Genomic DNA, 26,790 nt, shown 5'->3' on the forward strand with positions numbered 1-26,790 from the left:
AGCCGGTGTGCGCCAGGTTGCCGCCCGCGTCCGGCTGGGCGGACGGGCTGCCCGAGGCCGTCGGAGCGGTCGTCGAGCCACCCGCCGACGGACCGGCCGAGCCGCTCGCGCTGGGCTTGCCGCTCGTCGGGGCGGACGGGCTGCCCGAGGGGCTCGCCGAACCGCTCGGGGAGGTCGACGCGCTCGGCGTGGCCGACGGCGATCCGCTCGGCACGGTCGGCGGCACCGTCGGCGTGCCGGACGGCGTCGGGACGGTGCCCGGCAGGCAGCCGGTGAAGGGGTAGTGGTGCGTCTCCGCGCCGCCCCTGCCGGTCAGCGAGGCGGCGATCACCGAGCCGTTGACCGGGCCGCCGCTGCCGAGGTCGAACGCGGCGTTCGGCGCGAGCACGGTGCCGGCCCAGGCGGCCTGGCTGTTCTTGACCACCTTGGTGGCGGTCGGGAAGTTCCAGAGCAGCTTGGCCCGGATCGCGCCGCCCGCGGCGCTCTGGAGCTTGTCGTCCAGCACGAAGGTCTTCCTGCCCTCGTCCCACAGGTGGAAGCCGGTGGTCCCGGCCGCCGCCATGTCGTACGAGCCGCCGGTCACGTTGACCACCGTCACCGAGCCGGCCGGCACCTTGAGGTAGACGTCCTTGGCTCCCTGCAGCTTCGCCGCGTCGACGGTGAAGCTGTTGTACTTCGTGTCCCCGCCGGTGAGGGTCAGCTTGGCGCCCTCGGCCTGGACGGTGGCGCCGGCGGTCTGCGGCACGGCTGCCAGCGCGGTGGCGGCGGCGCGCAGCTTGGCGAACTCGGCCTTGAAGTCGATCGGCGAGGGGCCCTGGCCGACCGCACCCTGGTGGGCCTGGACCACCGCGCCGTCGGCCTTGGAGCCGAAGACGCCGTTGCCCTTCATCACCTGGGTGTTGTGGCCGGTGATCCTGCCGGCCACGACCAGGGCGTTCTTGCCGGGCAGTGCGTCGACCTGGGCCGCGGTGAGCTCCTGGCCGACCGAGAAACCGCCGGTGAAGTCGGCGTTGCCGCCGACCGCGACCGCGCCCTCGGCGTCGGGGGTGTGGGTGTCGTCGCCCTCGATGAACTCGCCGTAGAGGTTGGCGACCCCGAGGCTGCGGCACTCCTGGGCGGGGTCGGCGGCGTGGGCGGCCGGGGCGACCAGGCCGGCCAGTGCGAGAGAGCCACCGACGGCGAGCGCGGCGGCGGAAGTGGATATGCGCATGTGCAGGATCTCCGCTTACGTGCGGGATGGGGTGGGAGAGGCCCGAAAAGGTATGGACCAAGCCGCACTCTTTCCGCCAGACGGGTGATTGGTCAAGACCAATTCGCCCCATGTCCGGACCACCCCGTTTTGTCCGCGTGTTGCCCCTGCGCGTGTCGCGGACCGCCGGCACCGCGGCATCCCGTCGCGGCGCCCGCACCCTCGCGCCGTACCACCCGCGCCCCGCCCCAAGATCGCCTGTAAGGCCGCCTACGATTGACCTCGTGCCTAACCCCTTCTCCCTGCTCGCCGAGCGCTGGCAGCCATCCGCCGAGATGGTCCGGCGCGCCACGTTCGCCGCGCTGGTGATGAGCGTGGTGATCGTCGTCACCGGCGGCGCCGTCCGGCTCACCGCCTCCGGCCTCGGCTGTACGACCTGGCCCCGTTGCACCGACGAGAGCCTGACGCCCACCGCCGAGATGGGCTTCCACGGCGTCGTCGAGTTCACCAACCGAATGCTCACCTACGTGCTGAGCGCCGCCGTCGGCTGGGCGATCCTGGCCGCCCGCTGCCACCGCCCCTGGCGGCACAGCATGACCAGGCTCGGCTGGGCGCAGTTCTGGCTGGTGATGAGCAACGCCGTGCTCGGCGGCATCACCGTGCTGACCGGCCTCAACCCGTACACCGTGGCGCTGCACATGATCGCCGCGATGGCCCTGGTCTGGGTCGCGCTGCTGATGTGGGAGCGGTCCAAGGAGGGCGACGGCCCGGCCAGGCTCTCGGTGGCCCGGCCTATCCACCAGCTCTCGTACGTCCTGGTCACCGTGATCGGCCTGCTCGTCGCGGCCGGCACCCTGGTGACCGGCGCCGGCCACCACCCCGGCACGCCCAAGGACAACAAGATCGTCCCACGCATCCCGATCGACTACGACCGCCTCGCCCAGTTCCACGCCGACTTCGCGTTCGTCTCGGTCGGCCTGGCCATCGCGGTGATCTTCGTCTTCGCCGCCGTGAAGGCCCCGCAGCCCGCCCGCGCCCGGGCCAAGGAGCTGCTCGCCGTGCTGTTGCTGCAGGGCGTGCTCGGCTTCGTCCAGTACTTCACCGACGCCCCCGAGCTCATGGTCGGCCTGCACATGCTGCTCGCCGCCCTCACCTGGATCGCCGCGCTGCGCGTCCCGCTCGCCCTGCGCACCCGCGCGGACGTGGCGGCGGCCGAGCAGCTGCCCGCCCAGGCCCCGCAGACCGCCTCGGTCTGACCCCGGCGACACCGACGGCCCGGCTCCCCTCCGCACGGGGGAGCCGGGCCGTCGCCGCGTCCGGAGCCTGGAGCCGGACTCAGCCGCCGAGCTGAAGGCCGGCCATCCGCTTCCACTCGTACTCGCCGGTCTTCACCTTGAGGCCCAGCTCGCCCTCGAAGTCGTCGTGCAGGGTCAGCCCGGCCAGCTCCGCGGCCCGGCGGCCGACGGCGTAGCTGGGGGCCACCTGGTCGCCCCAGGCGCCGTCCGCACCCACCACGACGATCCGGGTGGCCACGGCGCCGACGTACTCGACGACCGCGTCGGCGCTTCCCCCGTGCTGCCGGGCGAAGCTGGTCAGGTTCTTGGCGATGCGCTTGGCGCGGCGCTCGGTACGGGCGTCCGGCGCGGCGGCGGTGGCGGTCTCTGCGCTGCTCATGCCCGCATGCTACCCACCGGTAGTCGCCCTGGCGACGGGAGCACCTTGTGCACCGGGCCACATACTGGAGGCGTGACCTTCTCCGGCTGGCCGGCCGAGGCGCTCGACTTCTACGAGCACCTGGAAGCCGACAACTCGAAGACCTTCTGGCAGGCCCACAAGGACCGGTACGACGACGCCGTACGCGCCCCGATGGAGCAGCTGCTCGCCGACCTGGAGCCGGAGTTCGGACCGGGGAAGGTCTTCCGCCCGAACCGCGACGTCCGGTTCAGCGCCGACAAGTCCCCGTACAAGACGCACGTCGGCGCCCACCTGGAGTCCGGCGGCTACATCCAGCTCTCCGCCGACGGCCTGTCCTGCGGCAACGGGATGTACCGGCTCGCCCCCGACCAGCTGGAGCGCTACCGCGCCGCCGTCGCCGAGGACGTCAGCGGCGCCGAGCTGGAACGGGTGATCGCCCGGGTGGAACAGGAGGGCCCGCAGGTGGCCGGCCGGGACTCCCTCAAGTCGACCCCGCGCGGCTACCCCAAGGACCACCCCAGGATCGGACTGCTGCGCCACAAGGGCCTGGTGGCCTGGCAGGAATGGGAGCCGGCCGGATGGCTGGGCACCCGCGCCGCCTACACCCGGATCACCGGGTTCCTGCACGCCTCCCAGCCGCTGCGGGACTGGCTGGACGGCCACGTCGGCCCGTCCGAACTCCCCTCCCGCTGAGCGGCGCAGCAGCCGCACGAGCCCCCCGGACACGCGAGGAGCCCCGGTCCACCAGGACCGGGGCTCCTCGCCGTCGAACAAGCCCTACTTCACGAACGGGTCGATCGCGCAGACCACCATCAGCAGCGACAGGTAGGTGATCGACCAGTGGAACAGCCGCATCTCCTTGAGCTTCGCGCCCACGACCCCGGCCTTGGCCCGCCCGTACAGCGCGTGCGCCTCGCGCAGCCAGGCCGCGCCCAGCAGCACCGCGACGACCGGGTACAGCCAGCTCATGTGTCCCAGCGGCCAGAGCGCCAGGGAGACCGCCACCATCACCCAGGAGTAGATGACGACCTGCTTGCCGACCGCCACGTTGCCCTTGATCACCGGCAGCATCGGCACGCCGGCCCGCTGGTAGTCGTCGCGGACCTTCATCGACAGCACCCAGGTGTGCGGCGGCGTCCAGAAGAACACCACCAGGAACAGCACCACCGCGGCCCAGGACACCGAGTTGGTCACCGAGGACCAGCCGACCAGCACCGGCATGCAGCCGGCGATGCCGCCCCAGACGATGTTCTGCGAGGTGCGCCGCTTGAGCCCCAGCGTGTAGACGAACACGTAGAACAGCAGCGCGCCCAGCGCCAGCCAGGCGGACAGCCAGTTGACCCCGAAGCCCAGCAGCAGGGTCGAGACGACCGCCAGCACGATGCCGAAGACCAGCGCCTCGCGCGGCGACACCATTCCGGTGACGATCGGCCGCCGCTCGGTGCGCGACATCACCGCGTCGATGTCGCGGTCGATGTACATGTTGAGGGCGTTGGCGCCGCCCGCCGAGAGGTAGCCGCCGACGACGACCTTCAGCACCAGCAGCATGTCCGGCACGCCCTGCTGGGCCAGGAACATCACCGGCACGGTGCTCATCAGCAGCAGCTCGATGATCCGCGGCTTGGTCAGTGCGACGAACGCGCCGACACGGGCCCCGAACGGCCGGTGCGCAGGAGTCGCCCCGGTGACCCCGGCGGGACGGGTTTCGACGGCGGTCACTAACACCCCAACTGAAGATGAATCTTCGCAGGCGTCCACAGGAACGAAGGGTCCCGAATAGTCCGCTCTGCGCGTACCACGACACCATAGACGCTCCATATATCGCATCCGGCTCCGGGGTCCCCTGGCGAGGCGGAACGCACACCCCCGGGTGAACCGCCCGGAGAACCGCCCGGTGAGGCCCCCGGACGCCCCCGGCGCGGTTCCGTTCGCCCGTCCTGACCACCGGAGCTGCGCACGGCCCCGAATCGGGAGAGCCTGGGACAAATCGCCCAGGACGCCCTTGTGGGAATCACCCCGCGGAATTGCCGGTTGTCTCAGCACGGAGGGTGAGGCGCGGCCCGGACGGTAGGCTCGCACGCAGAAGCGGGATCTACCCTCCGTGACCGGCACCACCCAGCGTCGGGACCACAGCGCCGTGGCCGACCCGGTCCCCAATTCACGGGGTCACTCTTCACAACGGAAGGAGCCCTGAGACAGGGTGAGCACTGCGCCGACGAACGCATTCGAGTGGACCGATCTGGATGAGCGCACGGTTGACACTGCGCGCGTCCTGGCCATGGACGCCGTCCAGAAGGTCGGCAACGGACACCCCGGGACGGCCATGTCGCTGGCCCCGGCCGCATACCTGATCTTCCAGCGGTTCCTGCGCCACGACCCGACCGACCCGTCCTGGGTGGGGCGCGACCGATTCGTCCTCTCCCCCGGGCACACCAGCCTGACTCTCTACACCCAGCTCTACTTCTCCGGCTACGGCCTGGAGCTGGACGACCTCAAGGCGTTCCGCGTCGCCGGCAGCCGCACGCCCGGCCACCCCGAGCACGGCCACACCGCCGGCGTGGAGACCACCACCGGTCCGCTCGGCCAGGGCATCGCCAACGCGGTCGGCATGGCGATGGCCACCCGCTACGAGCGCGGCCTGTTCGACCCGGACGCCCCGGCCGGCGAGTCCCCCTTCGACCACACCATCTGGGCCATCGTCTCCGACGGCGACCTGGAGGAGGGCATCTCCGCCGAGGCCTCGTCGCTGGCCGGCCACCAGAAGTTGGGCAACCTGGTCGCCCTCTACGACGACAACCACATCTCGATCGAGGGCGACACCGAGACCGCCTTCTCCGAGGACGTCCTCAAGCGCTACGAGGCGTACGGCTGGCACGTCCAGCGGGTGACCCCGAAGTCCAACGGCGACATCGACGTGGCCGCCCTCGCCGAGGCGCTGGCCGCGGCCAAGGCCGAGACCTCCCGCCCGTCGATCATCGCGATGCGCACCATCATCGCCTGGCCGGCCCCGGACGCCCAGAACACCGCCAAGGCGCACGGCTCCGCGCTCGGCACCGCCGAGATCGCCGCCACCAAGAAGGTCCTGGGCTTCGACCCGGAGAAGACCTTCGAGGTCAGCGACCAGGTCATCGAGCACGCCCGCCAGGTCATCAAGCGCGGCAAGGCCGCCCGCGACCAGTGGCAGCAGTCCTTCGACGCCTGGCGCGCCGCCAACCCGCACCGCGCCGCCGAGTTCGACCGCATCGAGGCCGGCGAGCTGCCCGAGGGCTGGAAGAAGGCCGTCCCCACCTTCCCGGCCGGCAAGGACGTCGCCACCCGCAAGGCCTCCGGCGACACCCTCAAGGCGATCGGCGCGGTGATCCCGGAGCTGTGGGGCGGCTCGGCCGACCTCGCCGAGTCCAACCTCACCACCATCGACGAGGACAGCTCCTTCCTCCCCGAGGGCAACCCGCTGAAGACCGCCGGCCCGTACGGCCGGACGATCCACTTCGGCATCCGCGAGCACGCCATGGGCTCGACCATGAACGGCATCGCCCTGCACGGGAAGACCCGTGTCTACGGCGGCACCTTCCTGGTCTTCGCCGACTACATGCGCCCGGCCGTCCGCCTGGCCGCGCTGATGAAGCTGCCGGTCACCTACGTCTGGACGCACGACTCGATCGGCCTCGGCGAGGACGGCCCGACCCACCAGCCGGTCGAGCACCTGGCCTCGCTGCGCGCCATCCCGGGCCTGGCCATGGTCCGCCCGGCCGACGCCAACGAGACCGCCGTCGCCTGGCGCACCATCGTCGAGCGCCAGACCAGCCACCCCGGCCCGGTCGGCCTGGCCCTCACCCGCCAGGGCGTCCCGACCTTCGACCGCGAGGTCTTCGGCTCCGCCGAGGGCACCGCGAAGGGCGGCTACATCCTGGCCGAGGCCTCCACCGGCGACCCGCAGGTGATCCTGCTCGGCACCGGCTCCGAGGTCCAGCTGGCCGTCAAGGCCCGCGAGGCGCTGGAGGCCGAGGGCATCGCCACCCGCGTGGTCTCGGTGCCGTCCTTCGAGTGGTTCCAGGAGCAGGACCAGGCCTACCGCGACAGCGTGCTGCCGCCGTCGGTCAAGGCCCGGGTCTCGGTCGAGGCCGGCATCGCCCAGGGCTGGCGCGAGCTGGTCGGCGACCACGGCCGGATCGTCTCGCTGGAGCACTTCGGCGCCTCCGCCGACTACAAGGTGCTCTTCGAGGAGTTCGGCATCACCGCCGAGCGCGTGGTGGCCGAGGCCCACAACGCCCTGCGCTCCCTTGAGGCCGTCAACCGCTAGCGCCACCCGGCCGGGGCCGCCGACCGCACATCGGCGCCCCGGCCCCTCTGACTACCCCACGAAGCAGAAGAACAAAGGGACTGAAGCACCATGACTGACGCACTGAAGCGCCTCAGCGACGAAGGCGTTGCGATCTGGCTGGACGACCTCAGCCGCACGCGGCTGAACTCCGGCAACCTGGCCGAACTGGTGCAGAACAAGCACGTGGTGGGCGTCACCACCAACCCGACCATCTTCCAGAAGGCCATCGCCGGCGCCGGCGACGACTCCTACGACGGCCAGCTGCGCGACCTCGCCGTCCGCAAGGTCACCACCGACGAGGCGATCCGCATGATCACCACCTCGGACGTGCGCGACGCGGCCGACGTGCTGCGCCCGGTCTACGACGCCTCCAACGGCCGCGACGGCCGGGTCTCCATCGAGGTCGACCCGCGCCTGGCGCACGAGACCGCCACCACCGTGGCCGAGGCCAAGCAGCTGTGGTGGCTGGTCGACCGTCCGAACGTCTTCATCAAGATCCCCGCCACCAAGGCCGGCCTGCCCGCGATCAGCGAGGTCATCGGCAAGGGCATCAGCGTCAACGTCACGCTGATCTTCTCGCTGGAGCGCTACAAGGCCGTCATCGACGCCTACCTGACCGGCCTGGAGGCCGCCAAGGCCAAGGGCCTGGACCTCTCCCAGATCGAGTCGGTCGCCTCCTTCTTCGTCTCCCGCGTGGACACCGAGATCGACAAGCGCCTGGACAAGATCGGCGGCGACGCCAGGGACCTGCGCTCCAAGGCCGCGCTGGCCAACGCCCGCCTCGCCTACCAGGCGTACGAGGAGGTCTTCGGCAGCGTCGACGGCAAGACCGCCGGCAACGCCCGTTGGCTCTCCCTGGAGGCCGCCGGCGCCAAGCCGCAGCGCCCGCTGTGGGCCTCCACCGGCGTCAAGGACCCGGCCCTGCCGGACACCCTGTACGTCACCGAGCTGGTCGCCCCCGGCACCGTGAACACGATGCCCGAGGCCACCCTGGACGCCACCGCCGACCACGGCCGGGTCACCGGCAACACCATCGTCCCCAACTACGCTGACGCCAAGGCCGTGCTGGACGCGATCGCCGCCGCCGGCGTGGACTACGACGACGTCGTCCAGCTCCTGGAGGACGAGGGCGTCGAGAAGTTCGAGCAGTCCTGGAAGGAACTGCTCGACACCGTCACCGCCTCGCTCGCCTCCTTCGCCGACGAGAAGTGACCCCTGCTCACAGCCAGTGCACGAAAGCGGAGCCCATCAAGTGAGCACTGATTTCCCCGAGTTGACTCCAGAATCGGACGCGGGCGATCTCCCGCCCTCCCCCGTCAACCCGCTTCGCGACCCCTCCGACCGACGGCTCCCGCGCATCGCGGGGCCGTCCGGCCTGGTCATCTTCGGGGTCACCGGAGACCTGTCCCGCAAGAAGCTGATGCCGGCCATCTACGACCTGGCCAACCGCGGTCTGCTTCCGCCGGGCTTCTCCCTCGTCGGCTTCGCCCGCCGGGAGTGGGACGACGAGGACTTCGCCAAGGAGGTCCACGACGCCGTCCGGGACCACGCCCGCACCCCGTTCCGGGAGGAGGTCTGGCAGCAGCTCGCCAAGGGCATGCGGTTCGTCCACGGAACGTTCGACGACGACGAGGCCTTCGACAAGCTGCGCGAGACCATCGAGGAGCTGGACCAGGCCCAGGGCACGAGCGGCAACTTCGCCTTCTACCTGTCCGTCCCGCCGAAGTTCTTCCCGACCGTCGTCCAGCAGCTCAAGAAGCACGGCCTGGCCGACCCGCCCCAGGGCTCCTGGCGCCGCGCGGTCATCGAGAAGCCCTTCGGCCACGACCTGGAGAGCGCGCAGGAGCTCAACAAGGTCGTCCACGAGGTCTTCCCCCGGGACGAGGTCTTCCGGATCGACCACTACCTGGGCAAGGAGACGGTCCAGAACATCCTGGCGCTGCGCTTCGCCAACCAGATGTTCGAGCCGATCTGGAACCGGTCGTACGTCGACCACGTGCAGATCACCATGGCCGAGGACATCGGCATCGGCGGCCGGGCCGGGTACTACGACGGCATCGGCTCCGCCCGTGACGTGATCCAGAACCACCTGCTCCAGCTGATGGCGCTCACCGCCATCGAGGAGCCCGCCTCCTTCCACCCGAAGGCACTGGTGGCCGAGAAGCTCAAGGTGCTCAGCGCCGTCAAGCTCCCGGCCGACCTCGGCCGGCACACCGTGCGCGGCCAGTACGCCGCCGGCTGGCAGGGCGGCGAGGAGGTCCTCGGCTACCTGGACGAGGACGGGATCGACCCCGACTCCAAGACCGACACCTACGCGGCCATCAAGCTGGAGATCAACAACCGCCGCTGGGCGGGTGTCCCGTTCTACCTGCGCACCGGCAAGCGTCTGGGCCGCCGGGTCACCGAGATCGCGGTCGTCTTCCAGCGCGCCCCGTACCTGCCCTTCGACTCCTACGCGACCGAGGAGCTGGGGCAGAACGCCCTGGTCATCCGGGTCCAGCCGGACGAGGGCGTGACGGTGCGGTTCGGCTCCAAGGTGCCGGGCACCTCCTTCGAGGTCCGGGACGTCACGATGGACTTCGCCTACGGCGAGTCCTTCACCGAGTCGAGCCCGGAGGCGTACGAGCGGCTCATCCTCGACGTGCTGCTCGGCGACGCCAACCTGTTCCCGCGCCACCAGGAGGTCGAGCTCTCCTGGCAGATCCTCGACCCGATCGAGAAGTACTGGGACACCCACGGCAAGCCCGCCCAGTACGCGGCGGGGACCTGGGGCCCCGTCGAGGCGGACGAGATGCTCGCACGAGACGGCAGGAGCTGGCGCCGGCCATGAAGATCGACCTCACCAAAACGACGTCCAGCAAGATCAACGCCGCGCTGATGGAGGCGCGCCGGGCCAGCGGCTCCACCGCCGCCGGCATGGTGCTCACCCTGGTGATCGTGACCGACGAGGGCAGCGCCTACGACGCCCTCAAGGCCGCCAACGACGCCTCCCGCGAGCACCCGATGCGTACCCTCGCGGTCATCAAGCGCGCCGGGCGCTCGCCCCGGGCCCGCGCCGAGACCCGGTTGGACGCCGAGATCCTGGTCGGCTCGGACGCCGGCTCCGGCGAAACGGCCGTCCTGCGGATGCACGGCGAACTCGCCTCGCACGCCCAGTCGGTGGTCCTTCCGCTGCTGCTGCCGGACGCCCCGACCGTCGTCTGGTGGCCGGACAACGCGCCGCTGCACCCGGCACAGGACCCGCTGGGCTCGCTCGCCCAGCGCCGGATCACCGACGCCGTCACCGCCGAGTCCCCGGTCGGCCAGCTCGCCCAGCGCTCCCAGAGCTACGCCCCGGGCGACACCGACCTGGCCTGGACCCGGATCACCGGCTGGCGCTCGATGCTGGCCGCCGCGCTGGACCAGCGGCCGTCCACCATCGTCTCCGCGGTGGTCGAGGGCGAGTCCTACAACCCCAGCGTCGAGCTGCTCGGCCTCTGGCTGACCAACCGGCTGCAGGTGCCGGTCGAGCGGGTCGTCACCGGCGGCCCCGGCATCACCGCGGTGCACCTGCGCACCAAGGACGGGGACATCACCCTGGACCGCCCGGACGGCCTGATGGGCACGCTGTCCATGCCCGGCTCGCCGGACCGCCAGGTGGCGCTCAAGCGGCGTGAGACCTCGGAGCTGATCGCCGAGGAGCTGCGCCGCCTGGACCCGGACGACATCTACGCGACGGCCGTGCGCACGCCCGTCGACCAGCTGCACGAGCCGGCCAACGCCGAGACCGCGGCGGCCGAGAAGGTCGCCCGGGAGGTCGCCGAGGAGGCCGTCGAGGAGGCCGCCGAGGCCGCCGTGGCCAACCCGGACCGGGTGACCGCCGAATCGTCGGAGAAGAAGCCCGCCAGGAAGGCCGCCGGCAAGCGCACCACCAAGGAAGGCGCATGACCAACGCGACCCCGCAGCTGGTCGTCCACCGGGACAAGGAGCTGATGGCCCAGGCGGCCGCAGCCCGGCTGATCACCCGGATCGTGGACGCCCAGGCCGCCCGCGGCAGTGCCTCGGTGGTGCTCACCGGCGGTCGCAACGGCAACGCCCTGCTGGCCGCGATCGCCGCCTCCCCGGCGCGCGACGCGGTCGACTGGGGCCGGCTGGACCTCTGGTGGGGCGACGAGCGCTTCCTGCCCGCCGCCGACCCGGAGCGCAACGCGGTCCAGGCCCGGGCCGAGCTGCTGGACGCCGTCCCGCTCGACCCGGCGCGGGTGCACGAGATGCCCGCCTCGGACGGGGTGGACGGCTCGGACGTGGAGGCCGCCGCCGCCCGCTACGCGCAGGAACTGGCGAAGGCCGCCGGGCCGGGCGACCGGCTCGGCGTCCCGGCCTTCGACGTGCTGCTGCTCGGCGTCGGCCCGGACACCCACATCGCCTCGCTCTTCCCCGAGCACCCGGGCGTGCGGGAGACCGAGCTGACCGTGATCGGCGTGCGCGGGGCCCCCAAGCCCCCGCCGACCCGGATCTCGCTCACCCTCCCGGCGATCCGGGAGGCCCGCGAGGTCTGGCTGCTGGCCGCCGGCGAGGACAAGGCGGGCGCGGTCGCGCTGGCCCTGTCCGGCCCCGGCGAGATCCAGGCGCCCGCCTCCGGCGCGTACGGCCGCAGCCGCACCCTGATGCTGCTGGACCGCGCCGCCGCGGAGCGGATCCCGCCGCAGCTCTACCCGCCGGCCTCCGCGTAACCGGCCCCGGCAACGCCGAAGGGCGCCACCGTCACTCGACGGTGGCGCCCTTCGTGCCGTTCTGCTCAGATCTCGCCGCGGAGCTTCGCCAGCGCCTCGGCCAGGATCGCCTCGCCGTCGGCGTCGGTGCGCCGCTCGCGGACGTAGGCGAGGTGGGTCTTGTACGGCTCGTTGCGCGAGGGCGCCGGCGGGTTGTGCTGGTCCTGCCCGGCCGGGAAGCCGCAACGCGGGCAGTCCCACGTCTCCGGGATCGCCGCCTCGGCGGCGAAGCTGGGACGGGTCTCGTGCTTGTTCGCGCACCAGAAGGAGATCCGGTTGCGCGGGGCGGACTCGCCGCGCTCCGCCTCGCCCATCGGGCCGGCCCCGACCCTGCTGCCACGGATGGCATTGCCACTTGCCACGGTCTGACTCCCTGCGTACTGGTGCGCCGACCCGCCGCGGTGCGCGTCGGTGGCGAAAGTCGTCCTAGTGTAAGCAGGAGCTAAGCATCCGCCACCATCGCCTCCGCACCCGACCGTCCCAGGATAGGCGCTCGGGCGACGGGGCGTCAGGGATACGTCAGCTCTGGTACTTCAGCACCAGGCCGAGGATCACGATGCACACGAACCAGCCCAGGCCGACCACGATCGTGATGCGGTCCAGGTTGCGCTCGGCCACCGCCGAACCGCCGCCGGTGGACATCGCGCCACCGCCGAACATGTCGGACAGGCCGCCGCCCTTCCCCTTGTGCAGCAGCACCAGCAGGATCATCAGCAGACTGAAGATGATCAGGGCAATCGAGAACCCGAGAACCACGACGGGACCAACTCTCTCGTATCTTCGGCGAAGGGGCCGGGCCGCGTACGGCGGTCCGGCCCCAAAGCCTACGTTGCTGCGGCGGCGTTAGCCTACTGCCTGCTCACGGTAGCGCACGATCTTGACGAACTCGTCGGCGTCCAGCGAGGCACCGCCGACCAGGCCGCCGTCGATGTCCGGCTTGGCCATCAGACCGGCCGCGCTCGACGACTTCACCGAACCGCCGTACAGCACCCGGACCTTGCCGGCCAGCTCGGCGTCGTACAGCTCGGCGATCCGCGCGCGGATGGCGGCGCAGACCTCCTGGGCGTCCTCCGGGGTGGCCACCTCGCCGGTGCCGATCGCCCAGACCGGCTCGTAGGCGATCACGACCGACTCGGCCTGGTGGGCCGGAACGTCGGCCAGGCCGCCGTCCAGCTGGGCCAGGGTGTACTCGACGTGGGTGCCGGCCTTGCGGATCTCCAGCGGCTCGCCGACGCACAGGATCGGGGTGATCCCGGCGCGGTAGGCGGCCTTCACCTTGGCGTTGACGATCTCCTCGTTCTCGCCGTGGTACTGGCGGCGCTCGGAGTGGCCGATCACCGCGTAGGTGCACTTGAGCTTGGCCAGCATCGGGCCGGAGACCTCACCGGTGTAGGCCCCGCCGTCGTGCTGCGAGATGTCCTGCGAGCCGTACTTGATCTTCAGCTTGTCGCCGTCGACCAGGGTCTGCACCGAGCGCAGGTCGGTGAACGGCACCAGGACGGCGACCTCGACGGCCTCGTAGTCCTTGTCGGCCAGCGCGAAGGCCAGCTTCTGGGTGTGCTGGATGGCCTCAAGGTGGTTGAGGTTCATCTTCCAGTTGCCCGCCATCAGCGGGAGACGGTCGGTCATGTGCTTTCAGTCCTCCAGAGCGGCGAGACCGGGAAGGGTCTTGCCCTCCAGGTACTCGAGGCTGGCGCCGCCGCCGGTCGAGATGTGTCCGAAGGCGTTCTCGTCGAAGCCCAGGATGCGGACGGCCGCGGCGGAGTCGCCGCCGCCGACCACGGTGAACGCGTTGCTGTCGAGCAGGGCCTGGGCGACGGCCTTGGTGCCGTTCGCGTAGTCCGGGTGCTCGAAGACGCCCATCGGGCCGTTCCAGAACACCGTGCCCGCGTCGGCCAGCTTGGCCGCGTACAGCTCACGGGTCTTCGGGCCGATGTCCAGGCCCTCCTGGTCGGCCGGGATGGCGTCCGCGGCGACGGTCGAGGGGTTCGCCGGAGCCTTGGTCTTGAGGTCCGGGAAGTCGGCGGAGACCAGGACGTCCACCGGCAGCACGAACTCGACGCCGCGCTGCTCGGCCTCGGCCAGGTAGCCGAGCACGGTCGGGATCTGGTCCTCCTGCAGCAGCGAGATGCCGACCTCGTGGCCCTTGGCCTTGAGGAAGGTGTACGCCATGCCGCCGCCGATCAGGATCCGGTCGGCCTTCTTCAGCAGGTTGTCGATCACGCCGAGCTTGTCGGAGACCTTGGCGCCGCCGAGCACCACCACGTACGGGCGGGCGACGTCCTCGGTGAGCCTCTTCAGCACGCCGACCTCGGTGGCGATCAGGTCGCCCGCGGCGTGCGGCAGCAGGGCCGGCAGGTCGAAGACCGACGCGTGCTTGCGGTGCACGGCGCCGAAGCCGTCGCCCACGTACAGGTCGGCCAGCGCGGCCAGCTGCTCGGCGAAGGCCTTGCGCTCGGCGTCGTCCTTGCTGGTCTCGCCGGCGTTGAAGCGCAGGTTCTCCAGCAGCGCGACCTCGCCGTCGCCCAGCCCGGCCACGACGGCCTCGGCACTGTCACCGACGGTGTCGGTGGCGAAGGCGACGGCCCGGCCGAGGATCTCGCCGAGGCGCTCGGCCGCCGGGGCGAGCGAGAACTTCGGGTCCGGCGCGCCCTTGGGACGGCCGAGGTGCGAGGCCACGACGACCTTCGCGCCGGCCGCGGCCAGCTTGGCGATGGTCGGCGCGACGGCGCGGATCCGGCCGTCGTCGGTGATCGTGACGCCGTCCAGCGGCACGTTCAGGTCGGCGCGTACGAAGACGCGCTTGCCTTCGACACCGGCTTCGATGAGCTCTTCGATGGTCTTCACGGGGATTCGGTTTCTCCTGGGGAGATGGTTGATGCGCAGTGAGGCGGCACGGCGCAGGGGCCGCCTGAGAAGTCCTTGAGCGCGGAACGAGGGCCCGGTCGGCACCGTACGCCGACCGGGCCCTCGCCCCTACATCACGTCAGCTCCCGCAAGGTCAGAGCTGCCCGCCGACGAGGGCGGTCAGGTTGACGAGGCGGTTCGAGTAGCCCCACTCGTTGTCGTACCAGCCGAGCACCTTGACCTGGTTGCCCTGGACCATGGTGAGGCTGGAGTCGAAGATGCAGGAGGCCGGGTCGTTGACGATGTCCGAGGAGACGATCGGGTCCTCGGTGTAGGCCAGGATGCCCTTGAGCGGGCCCTCCTGGGCGGCCTTCTGGAAGGCCGCGTTGACCTCGTCCTTGGTGACCTCGCGCTCCAGGGTGACGACCAGGTCCGTGATGGAACCGGTCGGGACCGGGACGCGCAGCGAGGTGCCGTCCAGCTTGCCCTTCAGCTCCGGCAGGACCAGGGCGGTCGCCTTGGCGGCACCGGTCGAGGTCGGGATGATGTTCTGCGACGCGGCACGGGCGCGGCGCAGGTCCTTGTGCGGGAAGTCCAGGGTCACCTGGTCGTTGGTGAACGCGTGGACGGTGGTCATCAGACCCTTGACGATGCCGAAGCTCTCGTGCAGCACCTTGGCCATCGGCGCCACGCAGTTGGTGGTGCAGGAGGCGTTGGAGATGATGTCGTGCTTGGCGGCGTCGTACGTGTCGTCGTTGACGCCCAGCACGATGGTGACGTCCTCGTCACTGGCGGGCGCCGAGATGATGACCTTCTTCGCGCCGGCGGCGAGGTGCTTCTTCGCGGCCTCGGCCTTGGTGAAGATGCCGGTGGACTCGACGACGATGTCGGCGCCCAGGGCGGCCCACGGGAGGTTCGCGGGGTCACGCTCGGCGGTCACCTTGAAGGTGTGGCCGTCGACGGTGATGCTGTCCTCGGTGTGCGAGACCTCGCCCGGGAAGGTACCCAGGGTGGTGTCGTACTTGAGCAGGTGAGCCAGGGTCTTCGTGTCGGTGAGGTCGTTGACACCGACGATCTCGATGTCCGCGCCCTGAGCCTTGACCGCGCGGAAGAAGTTGCGGCCGATGCGGCCGAAGCCGTTGATGCCTACCCGGATCGTCACGAACCGATCTCCTCGTTAGGTACGCCGGGACAGAGCCCCGACGGGGGTGAGATTTGGGAAGTCCCCGACCGCCTATGACCCTACCCCTCCCGGGCCTGCGACGGCACATCGCGCCGCCTGCCGAGACTGGGCGTGGCGCGGCCGAAACCCGATTTCAGGCCGTCCGGCCTTGGTCCGCCGGGCAGTTGGTCCCGGGCCAGTGGTCTCTACCAATTCGGGAGCGTCGGCGGGTCCGGAGGACCGTTCGGGAGACCGCCGGGAAACGCCGACGGCCGGTGCCCGGAAATCCGGACACCGGCCGCGTTTCGGTCACGGACCGTGAACGTCAGTTCAGCACCATCTCGTCGGTGATGCTGGCCTCGGTGCTCGGCAGGCCGAGCTCGGAGGCGCGCTTGTCGGCCATCGCCAGCAGGCGGCGGATCCGGCCGGCCACCGCGTCCTTGGTCAGCGGCGGGTCGGCGAGCGCGCCCAGCTCCTCCAGCGAGGCCTGCTTGTGCTGCATCCGCAGCTGGCCCGCCGCGGCCAGGTGCTCGGGCACCTCGTCGCCGAGGATCTCCAGCGCGCGGGCCACCCGGGCGCCGGCCGCCACCGCGGCACGGGCCGAGCGGCGCAGGTTGGCGTCGTCGAAGTTGGCCAGCCGGTTGGCGGTGGCGCGCACCTCGCGCCGCATCCGGCGCTCCTCCCAGGCGAGCACCGACTCGTGCGCGCCGAGCCGGGTCAGCAGGGCGCCGATCGCGTCGCCGTCGCGGATCACCACCCGGTCCACGCCGCGCACCTCGCGGGCCTTGGCCGGGATGCCGAGCCGGCGGGCGGCGCCGACCAGCGCGAGCGCGGCCTCGGAGCCGGGGCAGGTGATCTCCAGCGAGGAGGAGCGGCCCGGCTCGGTGAGCGAGCCGTGCGCCAGGAAGGCCCCGCGCCAGGCCGCCTCGGCGTCGCAGGTGGCACCGGAGACGACCGCCGGGGGCAGGCCCCGGATCGGGCGGCCGCGGCCGTCGACGAGCCCGGTCTGGCGCGCGAGCAGTTCGCCGTCCTTGACCACCCGGACCACGAAGCGGCTGCCGCGGCGCAGCCCGCCGGGGGCCATCACCACGAGGTCCGAGGAGTGCCCGAAGATCTCCAGCAGGTCCTTGCGCAGCCGCCGTGCCGCCGCCCCGGTGTCCAGCTCCGCCTCGATCACGATGCGGCCGCTCACGATGTGCAGCCCGCCCGCGAACCGCAGGATCGCCGACACCTCCGCCTTGCGACAGCAGGCCCGGGTGACCGGGAGCCGGCTGATCTCGTCCTTCACCGCTGGAGTCATCGCCATGGCCCGATCCTTCCATGTGTCCGGAAAATCCGGTCGTACGCTGCCGCCAACAGCTCGGGGTCGTGTCGCGGCGTCCCGTCGGTGCGGGCCACCGAGCCGAGCACCAGAGCGGCCCCCATCCGTTCGGCGGCCTTCTCCAGGCCGTCCAGGTCGGCCTGGCCGAAGGCCCCGCCGGTCACGGCGCGCTCGTCCACCAGGATCGCATCCACCGCGAGGTCCGGAGCGTGGTCGGCGATGACCTCCAGGTGACGCTGCGGGGTGAAGCCCTCGGTCTCCCCGGGCTGCGGGGCCAGGTTCAGGGTGAGCAGACGGCGGGCGCGGGTCTCGGTGAGCGCCGCGGCCAGCTCGGGCACCAGCAGGTGCGGCAGCACGCTGGTGAACCAGGAGCCGGGGCCGAGCACCACCCAGTCCGCCTCCCGGACGGCGGTGACCGCCTCCGGGACGGCGGGCGGCCCGTCCGGCAGCAGCCGGATCGACTGGACGGTGCCCGGGGTCACCGCGACGTCGGCCTGGCCGCGGACCGCGGTGACCTCGCCGGGGCGCTCCGGGTCGTGGCCACGGACGGTCGCCTCGATGTCCAGCGGCACGGCCGACATCGGCAGCACCCGGCCCTGCACGTTGAGCAGCCGGCCGACCCAGTCCAGCGCCGCCACCGGGTCGCCCAGCTTCTCCCAGAGCGCGACGATCAGCAGGTTGCCGACCGCGTGGCCGCCGAGCTCGCCGTTGCCGGTGAAGCGCTGCTGGATCACCTCGGACCAGGTGCGGCCCCAGTCGTCGTCCCCGCACAGCGCGGCCAGCGCCTTGCGCAGGTCGCCCGGGGGCAGCACCCCCAGCTCCTCGCGCAGCCGCCCGCTGGAGCCGCCGTCGTCGGCGACGGTGACCACCGCGGTGAGGTCGCTGGTGAGCCGGCGCAGCGCGGACAGCGAGGCGGACAGGCCCTGCCCGCCGCCGAGCGCGGTGATCCTGGGGGCCGGCTTGGCGCGGGAGGGACTGCTGCGCGGGCGGCCCGGCGCCGTGGGCCGGGCCGGGCTGCCCGCCCGGTCACCGGTCCTGCTCTGCGGCTGCCGCCCGGGCACATATCCCGCCACAATCACCTCGCGTTCCTCGGCCCGCCAACCGCTCCGCCGGCGGGCCCGGCAGGAAGGCGGCGGTTACTCCCGTCCCATGTCACGGTGGACGAGCACCGTCTCGACTCCGTCGGCGATGAGACGCTTGGTCAGACGCTCGGACATGGCGACGCTGCGGTGCTTGCCACCGGTGCAGCCTACGGCAAGCGTCATGTAGCGCTTCCCCTCGCGGCGGTATCCCTCGGTGATGATGCGCAGCAGCTGGGCGTAGCCGTCCAGGAACTCGTTGGCTCCGGGCTGCTGGAAGACGTAGTCGGCGACGTCCGCGTCGGTGCCGGTGCGGGCCCGCAGTTCGGGCACCCAGTGCGGGTTGGGCAGGAAGCGACAGTCCACCACGAGGTCGGCGTCGACCGGCAGGCCGTACTTGAAGCCGAAGGACATCACGGTCGCACGCAGCTCGGGCTCGTCGTGGTCGGCGAACTGGGCGTCGAGCTTGGCGCGCAGCTGGTGCACGTTGAGGTTGGAGGTGTCGATCACCAGGTCGGCCTCGCCGCGCAGGTCGCGCAGCAGGTCGCGCTCCCGGGCGATGCCGTCCACGATCCGGCCGTCGGCCTGCAGCGGGTGCGGGCGGCGGACGCTCTCGAAGCGGCGCACCAGCGCCTCGTCGGAGGAGTCCAGGAAGACGACCCGGAGCCGGACGCCGCGCTTCTCCAGCTCGTCCAGCGAGGTGAGCAGGTCGTCGAAGAACTGCCGGCCGCGGACGTCGACGACCACGCCGATCCGGGCGACGTTGCCCTGGGAGCGGGCGCCCAGGTCGACCATGGTCGGGATCAGGGCCGGCGGCAGGTTGTCCACCACGAACCAGCCGAGGTCCTCCAGGCACTTGGCCGCGGTGGAGCGGCCGGCTCCGGACATACCGGAGATGATCACCAGCTCCGGCGCGTTCTCGCCCACGTCTGACACGGTCACTTCGGTTCCCCGCTCTCGGTCTTTCTGAAGGGGAGAACGCGCACGGCTCGGCCGCCCTTTCCCGGCCCGGGCAGGCGGGCGGGGCCGGGGCACACCGGCTGACGGGCGGCGTCGGCCGTCATGGCGTCTCCTGGGATGGTGCGGTCTGGGGTGCTGCTGCCACCGGCTCGGCGGCCTGCTCGGCCCCGTCCTCGATGATTTCGCCGGTCGCGGTGTTGACCGCGGGTGCGGCGGGTGTACGGGACGACAACGCCTCCGCAACAGTCTGCGCGGTGCGGCGTCCGATGCCGGGTACCTCGCAGAGCTCGTCCACGGTGGCGGCCCGGAGCTTCTTCAGCGAGCCGAAGTGCTTGAGCAGCGCCCGGCGGCGAGTCTCGCCGAGGCCCGGGACGGAGTCCAGTTCCCCGGCGGTGAGTCGCTTGGAACGCTTGTTGCGCTGATAGCTGATCGCGAAGCGGTGCGCCTCGTCGCGGACCCGCTGGAGCAGGTAGAGGCCCTCGCTGGAGCGGGGCAGCACCACCGGGTCGTCCTCGCCGGGCAGCCAGACCTCCTCCAGGCGCTTGGCCAGGCCGCACAGCGCGACGTCGTCGATGCCGAGCTCGTCCAGGGCACGCCTGGCGGCGGCGACCTGCGGCTGGCCGCCGTCGACGACCAGCAGCTGGGGCGGGTAGGCGAAGCGCTTGGGGCGGCCGTCCTCGTCCCGGGCGCCGCCGGTGGCGGTGTCGGGGTCGTCCTCCTCGGGGACGGCCCACTCGCCGGTCTGCTCGCGCTCCTGGAGGTAGCGGCGGAAGCGCCGGCTGATCACCTCGTGCATCGAGCGGACGTCGTCCTGGCCCTCGAAGCCCCTGATCTGGAAGCGCCGGTACTCGCTCTTGCGGGCCAGTCCGTCCTCGAAGACGACCATGGAGGCGACCACGTCCTCGCCCTGGAGGTGGGAGATGTCGTAGCACTCGATGCGCAGTGGGACGGAGTCCAGCTCCAGCGCGTCGGCGATCTCCTGGAGGGCGCGGCTGCGGGTGGTGAGGTCGGAGGCGCGCTTCGTCTTGTGCAGTGCGAGCGCCTGCTGGGCGTTGCGCTGCACGGTGGCCATCAGGTCCTTCTTGTCGCCGCGCTGGGGGATGCGCAGGTCGACCTGGCTGCCGCGCAGGCCGCTCAGCCACGCGCGGACCGGCTCCACCTGGTCGGGCAGGGCGGGGACGAGCACCTCGCGCGGGACGGACTCGCCGCCGCCGTAGAGCTGCTGGAGGGCGTGCTCGACCAGGCCTGCGGTGTCGACGTCCTCGACCTTGTCGGTGACCCAGCCGCGCTGGCCGCGCACCCGGCCGCCACGGACGTGGAAGATCTGCACGGCGGCTTCGAGCTCGTCCTCGGCGACGGCCAGCAGGTCGGCGTCGGTCGCGTCGGCGAGCACGATGGCGTTCTTCTCCATCGCGCGCTTGAGGGCGCCGATGTCGTCCCGCAGCCGGGCCGCCTTCTCGTACTCCAGCTCGGCGGCTGCCTCCTGCATCTGGTCTTCCAGCCGGCGCAGGTAGTTGCCGGTGCGCCCGGCCATGAAGTCGCAGAAGTCCTCGGCCAGCGCGCGGTGTTCGTCCGCCGAGACCTTGCCGACGCAGGGCGCGGCGCACTTGCCGATGTAGCCGAGCAGGCAGGGCCGGCCGACCTGGCGGGCGCGCTTGAAGACGCCGTTGGAGCAGGTGCGGACGGGGAAGACGCGCAGCAGCAGGTCGACCGTCTCGCGGATCGCCCAGGCGTGCCCGTACGGACCGAAGTAGCGCACGCCCTTCTTGTGCGCCCCGCGCATCACCTGGACCCGCGGGTACTCCTCGTTGAGGGTGACGGCGAGTTCCGGATAGCTCTTGTCGTCGCGGTACTTGACGTTGAACCGCGGGTCGAACTCCTTGATCCAGGAGTACTCCAGCTGGAGCGCCTCGACCTCGGTGCCGACCACGGTCCACTCCACCGAGGCGGCGGTGGTGACCATGGTCGCGGTGCGCGGGTGCAGGCCGGCCAGGTCCTGGAAGTAGGACGACAGGCGCGGCCGCAGGCTCTTGGCCTTGCCGACGTAGATGACCCGGCCGTGGGCGTCACGGAACTTGTAGACGCCGGGGGAAGTCGGGATCGCACCGGGCGCGGGGCGGTAGGTGCTCGGGTCAGCCATGGGTCCACCGTACCGAGTGGGGCCGGGGCCGCGGGGCGGAGATCGTCAGGGGGGACCGTGGCGGTCGCGAGGCGCTCAACTGGGTCAGCTCGGGGTCACCTTGAGGTTGCCGCCCTCGACCGTGACGGTGTAGGAGGGCAGCGGGGAGGAGGCCGGTCCGTCCTGCACGGCGCCGTCGGTGATGGCGAACCGGCTGCCGTGGCAGGGGCACTGGATCTGGTCGTTCTTCACCTGGTCCACGACGCAGCCGGCGTGGGTGCACTTGGCGCTGAACGCCTTGTACTGGCCGGCGGTGGGCTGGGTCACCACGATCTTCTGCTCGCGGAAGACCTTGCCGCCGCCCTCCGGCACGGCCGAGGCCGGGCCGAGGTCGACCGGGCCCTTGGGGGCGCTGCCGCCGGAGGAGGAGCTGCATCCGGTGACCGCCACGGTGCCGCCGGCCGCCAGGACGGCCGCGGCCCCGCAGAGCAGGGTGCGGCGGGAGGCGGTGGGGTTGGTCTCGGGGGCCTCGGACATCGGTGTGCTCCTACGGTTGCTGCTGCGAGGGACCACGGAAGTCTATGCCGCACCCACCGGCCGCTCCCTGACTACCCGGACAACGGGAGCGGCGGGAGCGGCCGGTGGGTGGACGGGACTACTTCTTCGCTGCGACCGCGCGCTTGCGCGGCGCCTTCTTCGCCGGGGCGGCGACCGGGGCGTCCGCGAAGTCGGCCGGCAGGATGTCCCGCAGGAACTTGCCGGTGTGGCTCTCCGGGACGGCGGCGATCTGCTCCGGGGTGCCCTCGGCGACCACCGTGCCGCCGCCGGAGCCGCCCTCGGGGCCCATGTCGACGACCCAGTCGGCGGTCTTGATCACATCGAGGTTGTGCTCGATGACGATCACCGTGTTGCCCTTGTCCACCAGCCCGCTGAGCACCTTGATCAGCTTGCTGATGTCCTCGAAGTGCAGGCCGGTGGTGGGCTCGTCCAGCACGTAGACCGTCCGCCCGGTGGAGCGCTTCTGGAGCTCCGAGGCGAGCTTGACGCGCTGCGCCTCACCGCCGGAGAGCGTCGGCGCGGACTGGCCGAGCCGGACGTAGCCGAGGCCGACGTCGTTGAGCGTCCGCAGGTGCCGGGCGATCGCCGGGACGGCTTCGAAGAAGCCCAGCGCCTCCTCGATCGGCATGTCCAGCACCTCGGCGATGGACTTGCCCTTGTAGTGCACCTCCAGCGTCTCCCGGTTGTACCGGGCGCCGTGGCAGACCTCGCACGGCACGTAGACGTCCGGCAGGAAGTTCATCTCGATCTTGATGGTGCCGTCGCCGGTGCAGTTCTCGCAGCGGCCGCCCTTGACGTTGAAGGAGAACCGGCCGGGCAGGTAGCCGCGGACCTTGGCCTCCTGCGTCTCCGCGAAGAGCCGGCGGACGTGGTCGAACACCCCGGTGTAGGTGGCCGGGTTGGACCGCGGGGTGCGGCCGATCGGCGACTGGTCGACGTGCACCACCTTGTCCACCAGGTCGGTGCCGGTGATCCGGGTGTGCCGGCCGGGCACGCTGCGGGCGCCGTTCAGCTCCCGGGCGAGGTGGGTGTAGAGGATGTCGTTGACCAGCGTCGACTTGCCGGAGCCGGAGACACCGGTGATCGCGGTGAGGGTACCGAGCGGGAAGCCGACGGTGACGTCCTTGAGGTTGTGCTCGCGGGCGCCGTGCACCGTCAACTGGCGCTTCCTGTCCCGGTCTCGGCGGGCCGCCGGGATCGGGATGGACCGCTTGCCGGAGAGGTACTGGCCGGTCAGCGACTCCTTGTTGCCGAGCAGCTGCTTCAGCGAGCCGGAGTGCACCACCTTGCCGCCGTGCTCGCCGGCGCCCGGGCCGATGTCGACCACCCAGTCCGCGGTCTTGATGGTGTCCTCGTCGTGCTCGACCACGATCAGGGTGTTGCCGATGTCGCGCAGCCGCACCAGCGTCTCGATCAGCCGGTGGTTGTCCCGCTGGTGCAGGCCGATGGACGGCTCGTCCAGCACGTACAGCACGCCGACCAGGCCGGAGCCGATCTGGGTGGCCAGCCGGATGCGCTGGGCCTCGCCGCCGGACAGGGTGCCGGCCGCGCGGTCGAGCGAGAGGTAGTCCAGGCCGACGTCGACCAGGAAGCGCAGCCGCTCGTTGACCTCCTTCAGGACCCGCTCGGCGATCTGCTTGTCCCGGGCGCTCAGCTTCATCGCGCCCAGGAACTCGGAGCAGTCGCTGATCGACATCGAGGAGACCTCGGCGATCGACCTGCCCTCGACGGTGACCGCGAGCACCACCGGCTTGAGCCGGGTGCCCTGGCAGGTCGGGCAGGGCACCTCGCGCATGTAGCCCTCGAAGCGCTCGCGGCTGCTGTCGCTCTCCGCCTCGGTGTGCCGGCGCTGGATGAACGGGATCGCGCCCTCGAAGCCGGTGCTGTACGAACGCTCCCGGCCGAAGCGGTTGCGGTAGCGGACCTGCACCTGGTGCTTGTGCCCGTACAGCAGCGCCTTCTTGGCGCGGGCGGGCAGCCCGGCCCAGGGGATGTCGGTGCGGAAGCCGAGCTCCTCGGCCAGCGCGTCGATCAGGCGCTGGAAGTACTCCTTGGCGTGCCCGGCCGACCACGGGTGGATCGCGCCCTCGTCCAGCGAGCGCTCGACGTCCGGCACGACCAGCTCCGCGTCGACCTCCATCCGGTTGCCCAGGCCCGAGCAGTCCGGGCAGGCGCCGAACGGCGAGTTGAAGGAGAACGAGCGCGGCTCCAGCTCCTCGAACGACACGTCGTCGTACGGGCAGTAGAGGTGCTCGGAGTACATCCGCTCGCGCTCCGGGTCGTCCTCGGGGAGGTCGACGAAGTCGAGCACGACCATGCCGCCGGACAGCCGCAGGGCCGTCTCCACCGAGTCGGTGAGCCGCCGCTTGGCGCTGTCCTTGACGGTCAGGCGGTCGATCACCACCTCGATGGTGTGCTTCTCCTGCTTCTTGAGCTTCGGCGGCTCGGCGAGCTGGATCGTCTCACCGTCGACGCGGGCGCGGGAGTAGCCCTTGGACTGGAGGTCGGCGAAGAGGTCGACGAACTCGCCCTTGCGCTCGCGCACCACCGGGCTCAGCACCTGGAAGCGGGTGCCCTCGGTGAGCTCCAGCACCTTGTCCACGATCGCCTGCGGCGACTGCTTGGCGATCGGGCGGCCGCAGTGCGGACAGTGCGGCTTGCCGATCCGGGCGAACAGCAGGCGCAGGTAGTCGTAGACCTCGGTGATGGTGCCGACGGTCGAACGGGGGTTGCGGTTGGTGGACTTCTGGTCGATCGAGACGGCCGGGGAGAGGCCTTCGATGAAGTCCACGTCGGGCTTGTCCATCTGCCCGAGGAACTGACGGGCGTAGGAGGACAGCGACTCGACGTAGCGGCGCTGGCCCTCGGCGAAGATCGTGTCGAAGGCGAGCGAGGACTTGCCGGAGCCGGAGAGGCCCGTGAAGACGATGAGGGAGTCGCGGGGCAGGTCGAGCGAGACGTTCTTGAGGTTGTGCTCGCGAGCACCGCGGACGATGAGGCGGTCGGCCACTGCTTCTGGCGCCTTTCTCCGGGGCGAGAGGGCTTGCGGTGAGTTTCGGTACTTCTTCCAGGATGCGGCAGCCAGCCTATAGCTCAGGCGTTCGAATATCGACTCTGTCCAGTGGAGGCCACCCGAACGAGTGAAGGCCACCCCCGGACCGTCCGTACCCGCACCGTGCGCCCACCGTGTCCGCGTCGGAAAACCCCCTGCTCAGGGCCCGGATTCGGGGGTAGCGTCGCCTGGTCAACGAGCGAAGCCCCCTTGGGCAACGCGCCGTCTCGTCACAGAAGGCAGATTCGATGACCGACCCGCAGTCCGCCGCCGCCTCCGCCGCCCGGCACCTGGCCCAGGTCGAGGAGAGCACCCGGCACCTGCTGCACACCGCGGCCGAACTGAAGCCCGAGGCCCTCGCCGAGCCCTCCGCGCTGCCCGGCTGGACCCGCGGCCACGTGCTGGCCCACCTCGCCCGCAACGCCGACTCCCTGGTCAACCTGCTGACCGGCGCCCGCACCGGCACCGACGTCCCGCAGTACGCCAGCGACGAGGCCCGCGACCAGGGCATCGAGCGCGACGCGCCCCGCCCGCTGGAGGTCCAGCTCGCCGACCTGCGCGACTCCCACGAGCGCTTCCTGGCCGCCGCCACGCTGATGGCCGACGAGGCCTGGGCCGTCCAGGTCAGGCACCGCTTCGGCTACCTCTTCCCGGCCTCCGACATCCCGGCCAAGCGCCTGGTGGAGCTGGAGTACCACCACGTCGACCTGGACGCCGGGTACACCCCCGCGCACTGGCCGGAGTCCTTCGCCGCCGCCCAGTTCCGCAAGCTCGCCGCCGGCCTGGCCGAGAAGGCCGGCCTGCCCGCCGTCGAACTGGTCGCCGAGGACACCGAGGACCGCGCCGTGATCGGCACCGGCGAGCCGGCCCTGACCGTCGAGGGCCCCGTCCGCGCCCTCACCGCCTGGCTCTCCGGCCGGTCCGCCGGGGACGGCCTGCGCCGCACCCCCGACACCGCCCTCCCCCAGCTTCCCCCGATGGGCTGACGGCGCGAGGATGATCCCAGGAGCCACTGGAGAGGGAGCGAACGGATGACGTACCACGGAGCGGTCAAGGTCGGCGGACCGCCGGACGTGCGGGAGCTGGCCCATCTGATCATCACCAAGGTGGCCGTCGGCCCGTACGACAACAACGCCTACCTGCTGCGCTGCCGGGCCACCGACGAGCAGCTGCTGATCGACGCGGCCGCCGACGCGCCGGTGCTGCTGGAGACCGTCGGGGACGACCTCGAAACGGTGGTCACCACCCACCGGCACCACGACCACTGGGGCGCACTGGCCGAGGTGGTCGCCACCACCGGCGCCCGGACGGCCGCCGGCGAGCACGACGCCGAGGGCATCGACGTCCCCACCGAGCTGCTGCTCGCGGACGGCGACCGGCTGCGGGTCGGCGACGTGGAGCTGACCGTCCGGCACCTGGTCGGCCACACCCCGGGCGCGATCGTGCTGGTCTACGACGACCCGCAGGGCCACCCGCACGTCTTCACCGGCGACTGCCTCTTCCCCGGCGGCGTGGGCAACACCTGGGGCGACCCGGAGGCCTTCCGCACGCTCTACCGGGACGTCACCGAGAAGGTCTTCGACGTCCTGCCGGACGAGGCCTGGGTCTACCCCGGCCACGGCAACGACACCACCCTCGGCGCCGAGCGCCCGCACCTGGAGGAATGGCGCGAGCGCGGCTGGTAGTCCGCCCCCGCCGAACGGCCGGGGCCCCCGCGACCGGAAGCGGTCACGGGG

General features: G+C 71.5%; 23 protein-coding genes. 9 read left to right on the top strand and 14 right to left on the bottom strand.

Going from position 1 to position 26,790, the window contains the following annotated elements; genetic code table 11:
- Window positions 1-1,210 (bottom strand): choice-of-anchor A family protein (locus tag KS423_RS05015; protein WP_224275287.1); only part of this gene is annotated, 1,210 nt, incomplete at its 3' end.
- A gap of 263 nt (window positions 1,211-1,473) precedes the next feature.
- Here KS423_RS05015 and KS423_RS05020 point away from each other — a divergent pair.
- On the top strand, window positions 1,474-2,445 hold the full coding sequence (locus KS423_RS05020; RefSeq protein WP_224275289.1) for a heme A synthase: 972 nt from the start codon (window positions 1,474-1,476) through the stop codon (window positions 2,443-2,445).
- A gap of 79 nt (window positions 2,446-2,524) precedes the next feature.
- Here the strand turns inward: KS423_RS05020 and KS423_RS05025 are convergent, their stop codons facing one another.
- Window positions 2,525-2,863 carry a hypothetical protein gene (locus KS423_RS05025; RefSeq protein WP_224275290.1) on the bottom strand — a complete coding sequence of 113 codons (339 nt, stop codon included), beginning with the start codon at window positions 2,861-2,863 and terminating at the stop codon, window positions 2,525-2,527.
- A 72-nt stretch (window positions 2,864-2,935) separates the two neighbouring features.
- Between KS423_RS05025 and KS423_RS05030 the strand changes: the two genes are divergently transcribed.
- Window positions 2,936-3,577 carry a DUF2461 domain-containing protein gene (locus tag KS423_RS05030; protein WP_224275292.1) on the top strand — a complete coding sequence of 214 codons (642 nt, stop codon included), beginning with the start codon at window positions 2,936-2,938 and terminating at the stop codon, window positions 3,575-3,577.
- An 84-nt stretch (window positions 3,578-3,661) separates the two neighbouring features.
- On the opposite strand, the gene KS423_RS05035 is transcribed toward KS423_RS05030, so the two are convergent.
- The gene (locus KS423_RS05035; protein WP_224275294.1) at window positions 3,662-4,609 is read right to left on the bottom strand and encodes a heme o synthase; all 948 of its coding nucleotides are present in this window, start codon (window positions 4,607-4,609) and stop codon (window positions 3,662-3,664) included.
- 475 nt (window positions 4,610-5,084) lie between these two features.
- On the opposite strand from KS423_RS05035, the gene tkt reads away from it, so the two are divergent.
- The 5 genes from tkt to pgl all read left to right on the top strand — a co-directional run bounded on the left by tkt (window position 5,085) and on the right by pgl (window position 11,917).
- On the top strand, window positions 5,085-7,184 hold the full coding sequence (tkt, locus tag KS423_RS05040) for a transketolase (RefSeq protein ID WP_224275296.1): 2,100 nt from the start codon (window positions 5,085-5,087) through the stop codon (window positions 7,182-7,184).
- 90 nt (window positions 7,185-7,274) lie between these two features.
- Complete coding sequence (gene tal / locus KS423_RS05045; protein WP_224275298.1) at window positions 7,275-8,417, top strand: transaldolase; 1,143 nt, start codon at window positions 7,275-7,277, stop codon at window positions 8,415-8,417.
- Between the two features lie 61 nt (window positions 8,418-8,478).
- Window positions 8,479-10,035: a glucose-6-phosphate dehydrogenase gene (gene zwf / locus KS423_RS05050; RefSeq protein WP_224275359.1), complete on the top strand. Its 1,557-nt coding sequence runs from the start codon at window positions 8,479-8,481 to the stop codon at window positions 10,033-10,035.
- Window positions 10,032-11,132 carry a glucose-6-phosphate dehydrogenase assembly protein OpcA gene (gene opcA, locus KS423_RS05055; protein ID WP_224275300.1) on the top strand — a complete coding sequence of 367 codons (1,101 nt, stop codon included), beginning with the start codon at window positions 10,032-10,034 and terminating at the stop codon, window positions 11,130-11,132. Before zwf ends, opcA begins: the two co-directional genes overlap by 4 nt.
- Window positions 11,129-11,917 (top strand): 6-phosphogluconolactonase, encoded by a 789-nt coding sequence (pgl, locus tag KS423_RS05060; protein ID WP_224275302.1) that lies wholly within the window; start codon window positions 11,129-11,131, stop codon window positions 11,915-11,917. The genes opcA and pgl overlap by 4 nt, the downstream gene beginning before the upstream one ends.
- Before the next feature lie 65 nt (window positions 11,918-11,982).
- Here pgl and KS423_RS05065 read toward each other — a convergent pair whose 3' ends face one another.
- The 11 genes from KS423_RS05065 to uvrA form a co-directional block, all read right to left on the bottom strand.
- A complete protein-coding gene (locus tag KS423_RS05065; RefSeq protein WP_223245297.1) occupies window positions 11,983-12,270 on the bottom strand; it encodes an RNA polymerase-binding protein RbpA in 288 nt (95 codons plus the stop codon).
- A 205-nt stretch (window positions 12,271-12,475) separates the two neighbouring features.
- A complete protein-coding gene (gene secG / locus KS423_RS05070; protein WP_224275305.1) occupies window positions 12,476-12,712 on the bottom strand; it encodes a preprotein translocase subunit SecG in 237 nt (78 codons plus the stop codon).
- An 87-nt stretch (window positions 12,713-12,799) separates the two neighbouring features.
- Window positions 12,800-13,585, bottom strand: a complete 786-nt coding sequence (tpiA, locus tag KS423_RS05075) for a triose-phosphate isomerase (protein WP_224275307.1) — start codon at window positions 13,583-13,585, stop codon at window positions 12,800-12,802.
- Window positions 13,586-13,591: 6 nt separating this feature from the next.
- Window positions 13,592-14,803 carry a phosphoglycerate kinase gene (pgk, locus tag KS423_RS05080; RefSeq protein ID WP_224275310.1) on the bottom strand — a complete coding sequence of 404 codons (1,212 nt, stop codon included), beginning with the start codon at window positions 14,801-14,803 and terminating at the stop codon, window positions 13,592-13,594.
- Between the two features lie 154 nt (window positions 14,804-14,957).
- Entirely contained in the window at window positions 14,958-15,965 is a 1,008-nt protein-coding gene (gene gap, locus KS423_RS05085; protein ID WP_224275312.1) for a type I glyceraldehyde-3-phosphate dehydrogenase, read from the bottom strand.
- Window positions 15,966-16,290: 325 nt separating this feature from the next.
- Window positions 16,291-17,271 (bottom strand): DNA-binding protein WhiA, encoded by a 981-nt coding sequence (gene whiA, locus KS423_RS05090; protein ID WP_224275316.1) that lies wholly within the window; start codon window positions 17,269-17,271, stop codon window positions 16,291-16,293.
- On the bottom strand, window positions 17,262-18,359 hold the full coding sequence (yvcK, locus tag KS423_RS05095) for a uridine diphosphate-N-acetylglucosamine-binding protein YvcK (RefSeq protein ID WP_374119903.1): 1,098 nt from the start codon (window positions 18,357-18,359) through the stop codon (window positions 17,262-17,264). The genes whiA and yvcK overlap by 10 nt, the downstream gene beginning before the upstream one ends.
- Window positions 18,360-18,422: 63 nt before the next feature.
- On the bottom strand, window positions 18,423-19,301 hold the full coding sequence (rapZ, locus tag KS423_RS05100) for an RNase adapter RapZ (protein WP_224275363.1): 879 nt from the start codon (window positions 19,299-19,301) through the stop codon (window positions 18,423-18,425).
- A 124-nt stretch (window positions 19,302-19,425) separates the two neighbouring features.
- Window positions 19,426-21,465, bottom strand: a complete 2,040-nt coding sequence (gene uvrC, locus KS423_RS05105; RefSeq protein WP_224275319.1) for an excinuclease ABC subunit UvrC — start codon at window positions 21,463-21,465, stop codon at window positions 19,426-19,428.
- An 84-nt stretch (window positions 21,466-21,549) separates the two neighbouring features.
- Entirely contained in the window at window positions 21,550-21,981 is a 432-nt protein-coding gene (locus KS423_RS05110) for a Rieske (2Fe-2S) protein (protein ID WP_224275321.1), read from the bottom strand.
- A gap of 118 nt (window positions 21,982-22,099) precedes the next feature.
- Window positions 22,100-25,012 carry an excinuclease ABC subunit UvrA gene (uvrA, locus tag KS423_RS05115; RefSeq protein ID WP_224275323.1) on the bottom strand — a complete coding sequence of 971 codons (2,913 nt, stop codon included), beginning with the start codon at window positions 25,010-25,012 and terminating at the stop codon, window positions 22,100-22,102.
- 290 nt (window positions 25,013-25,302) lie between these two features.
- On the opposite strand from uvrA, the gene KS423_RS05120 reads away from it, so the two are divergent.
- Both KS423_RS05120 and KS423_RS05125 read left to right on the top strand, forming a co-directional pair.
- Window positions 25,303-26,040 (top strand): maleylpyruvate isomerase family mycothiol-dependent enzyme, encoded by a 738-nt coding sequence (locus tag KS423_RS05120; protein WP_224275325.1) that lies wholly within the window; start codon window positions 25,303-25,305, stop codon window positions 26,038-26,040.
- A 45-nt stretch (window positions 26,041-26,085) separates the two neighbouring features.
- On the top strand, window positions 26,086-26,739 hold the full coding sequence (locus KS423_RS05125; RefSeq protein ID WP_224275327.1) for an MBL fold metallo-hydrolase: 654 nt from the start codon (window positions 26,086-26,088) through the stop codon (window positions 26,737-26,739).
- Window positions 26,740-26,790: the final 51 nt, after the last annotated feature.

This window comes from Streptomyces sp. LS1784, assembly GCF_020103755.1.
In the GTDB taxonomy this organism is placed as follows: domain Bacteria; phylum Actinomycetota; class Actinomycetes; order Streptomycetales; family Streptomycetaceae; genus Kitasatospora.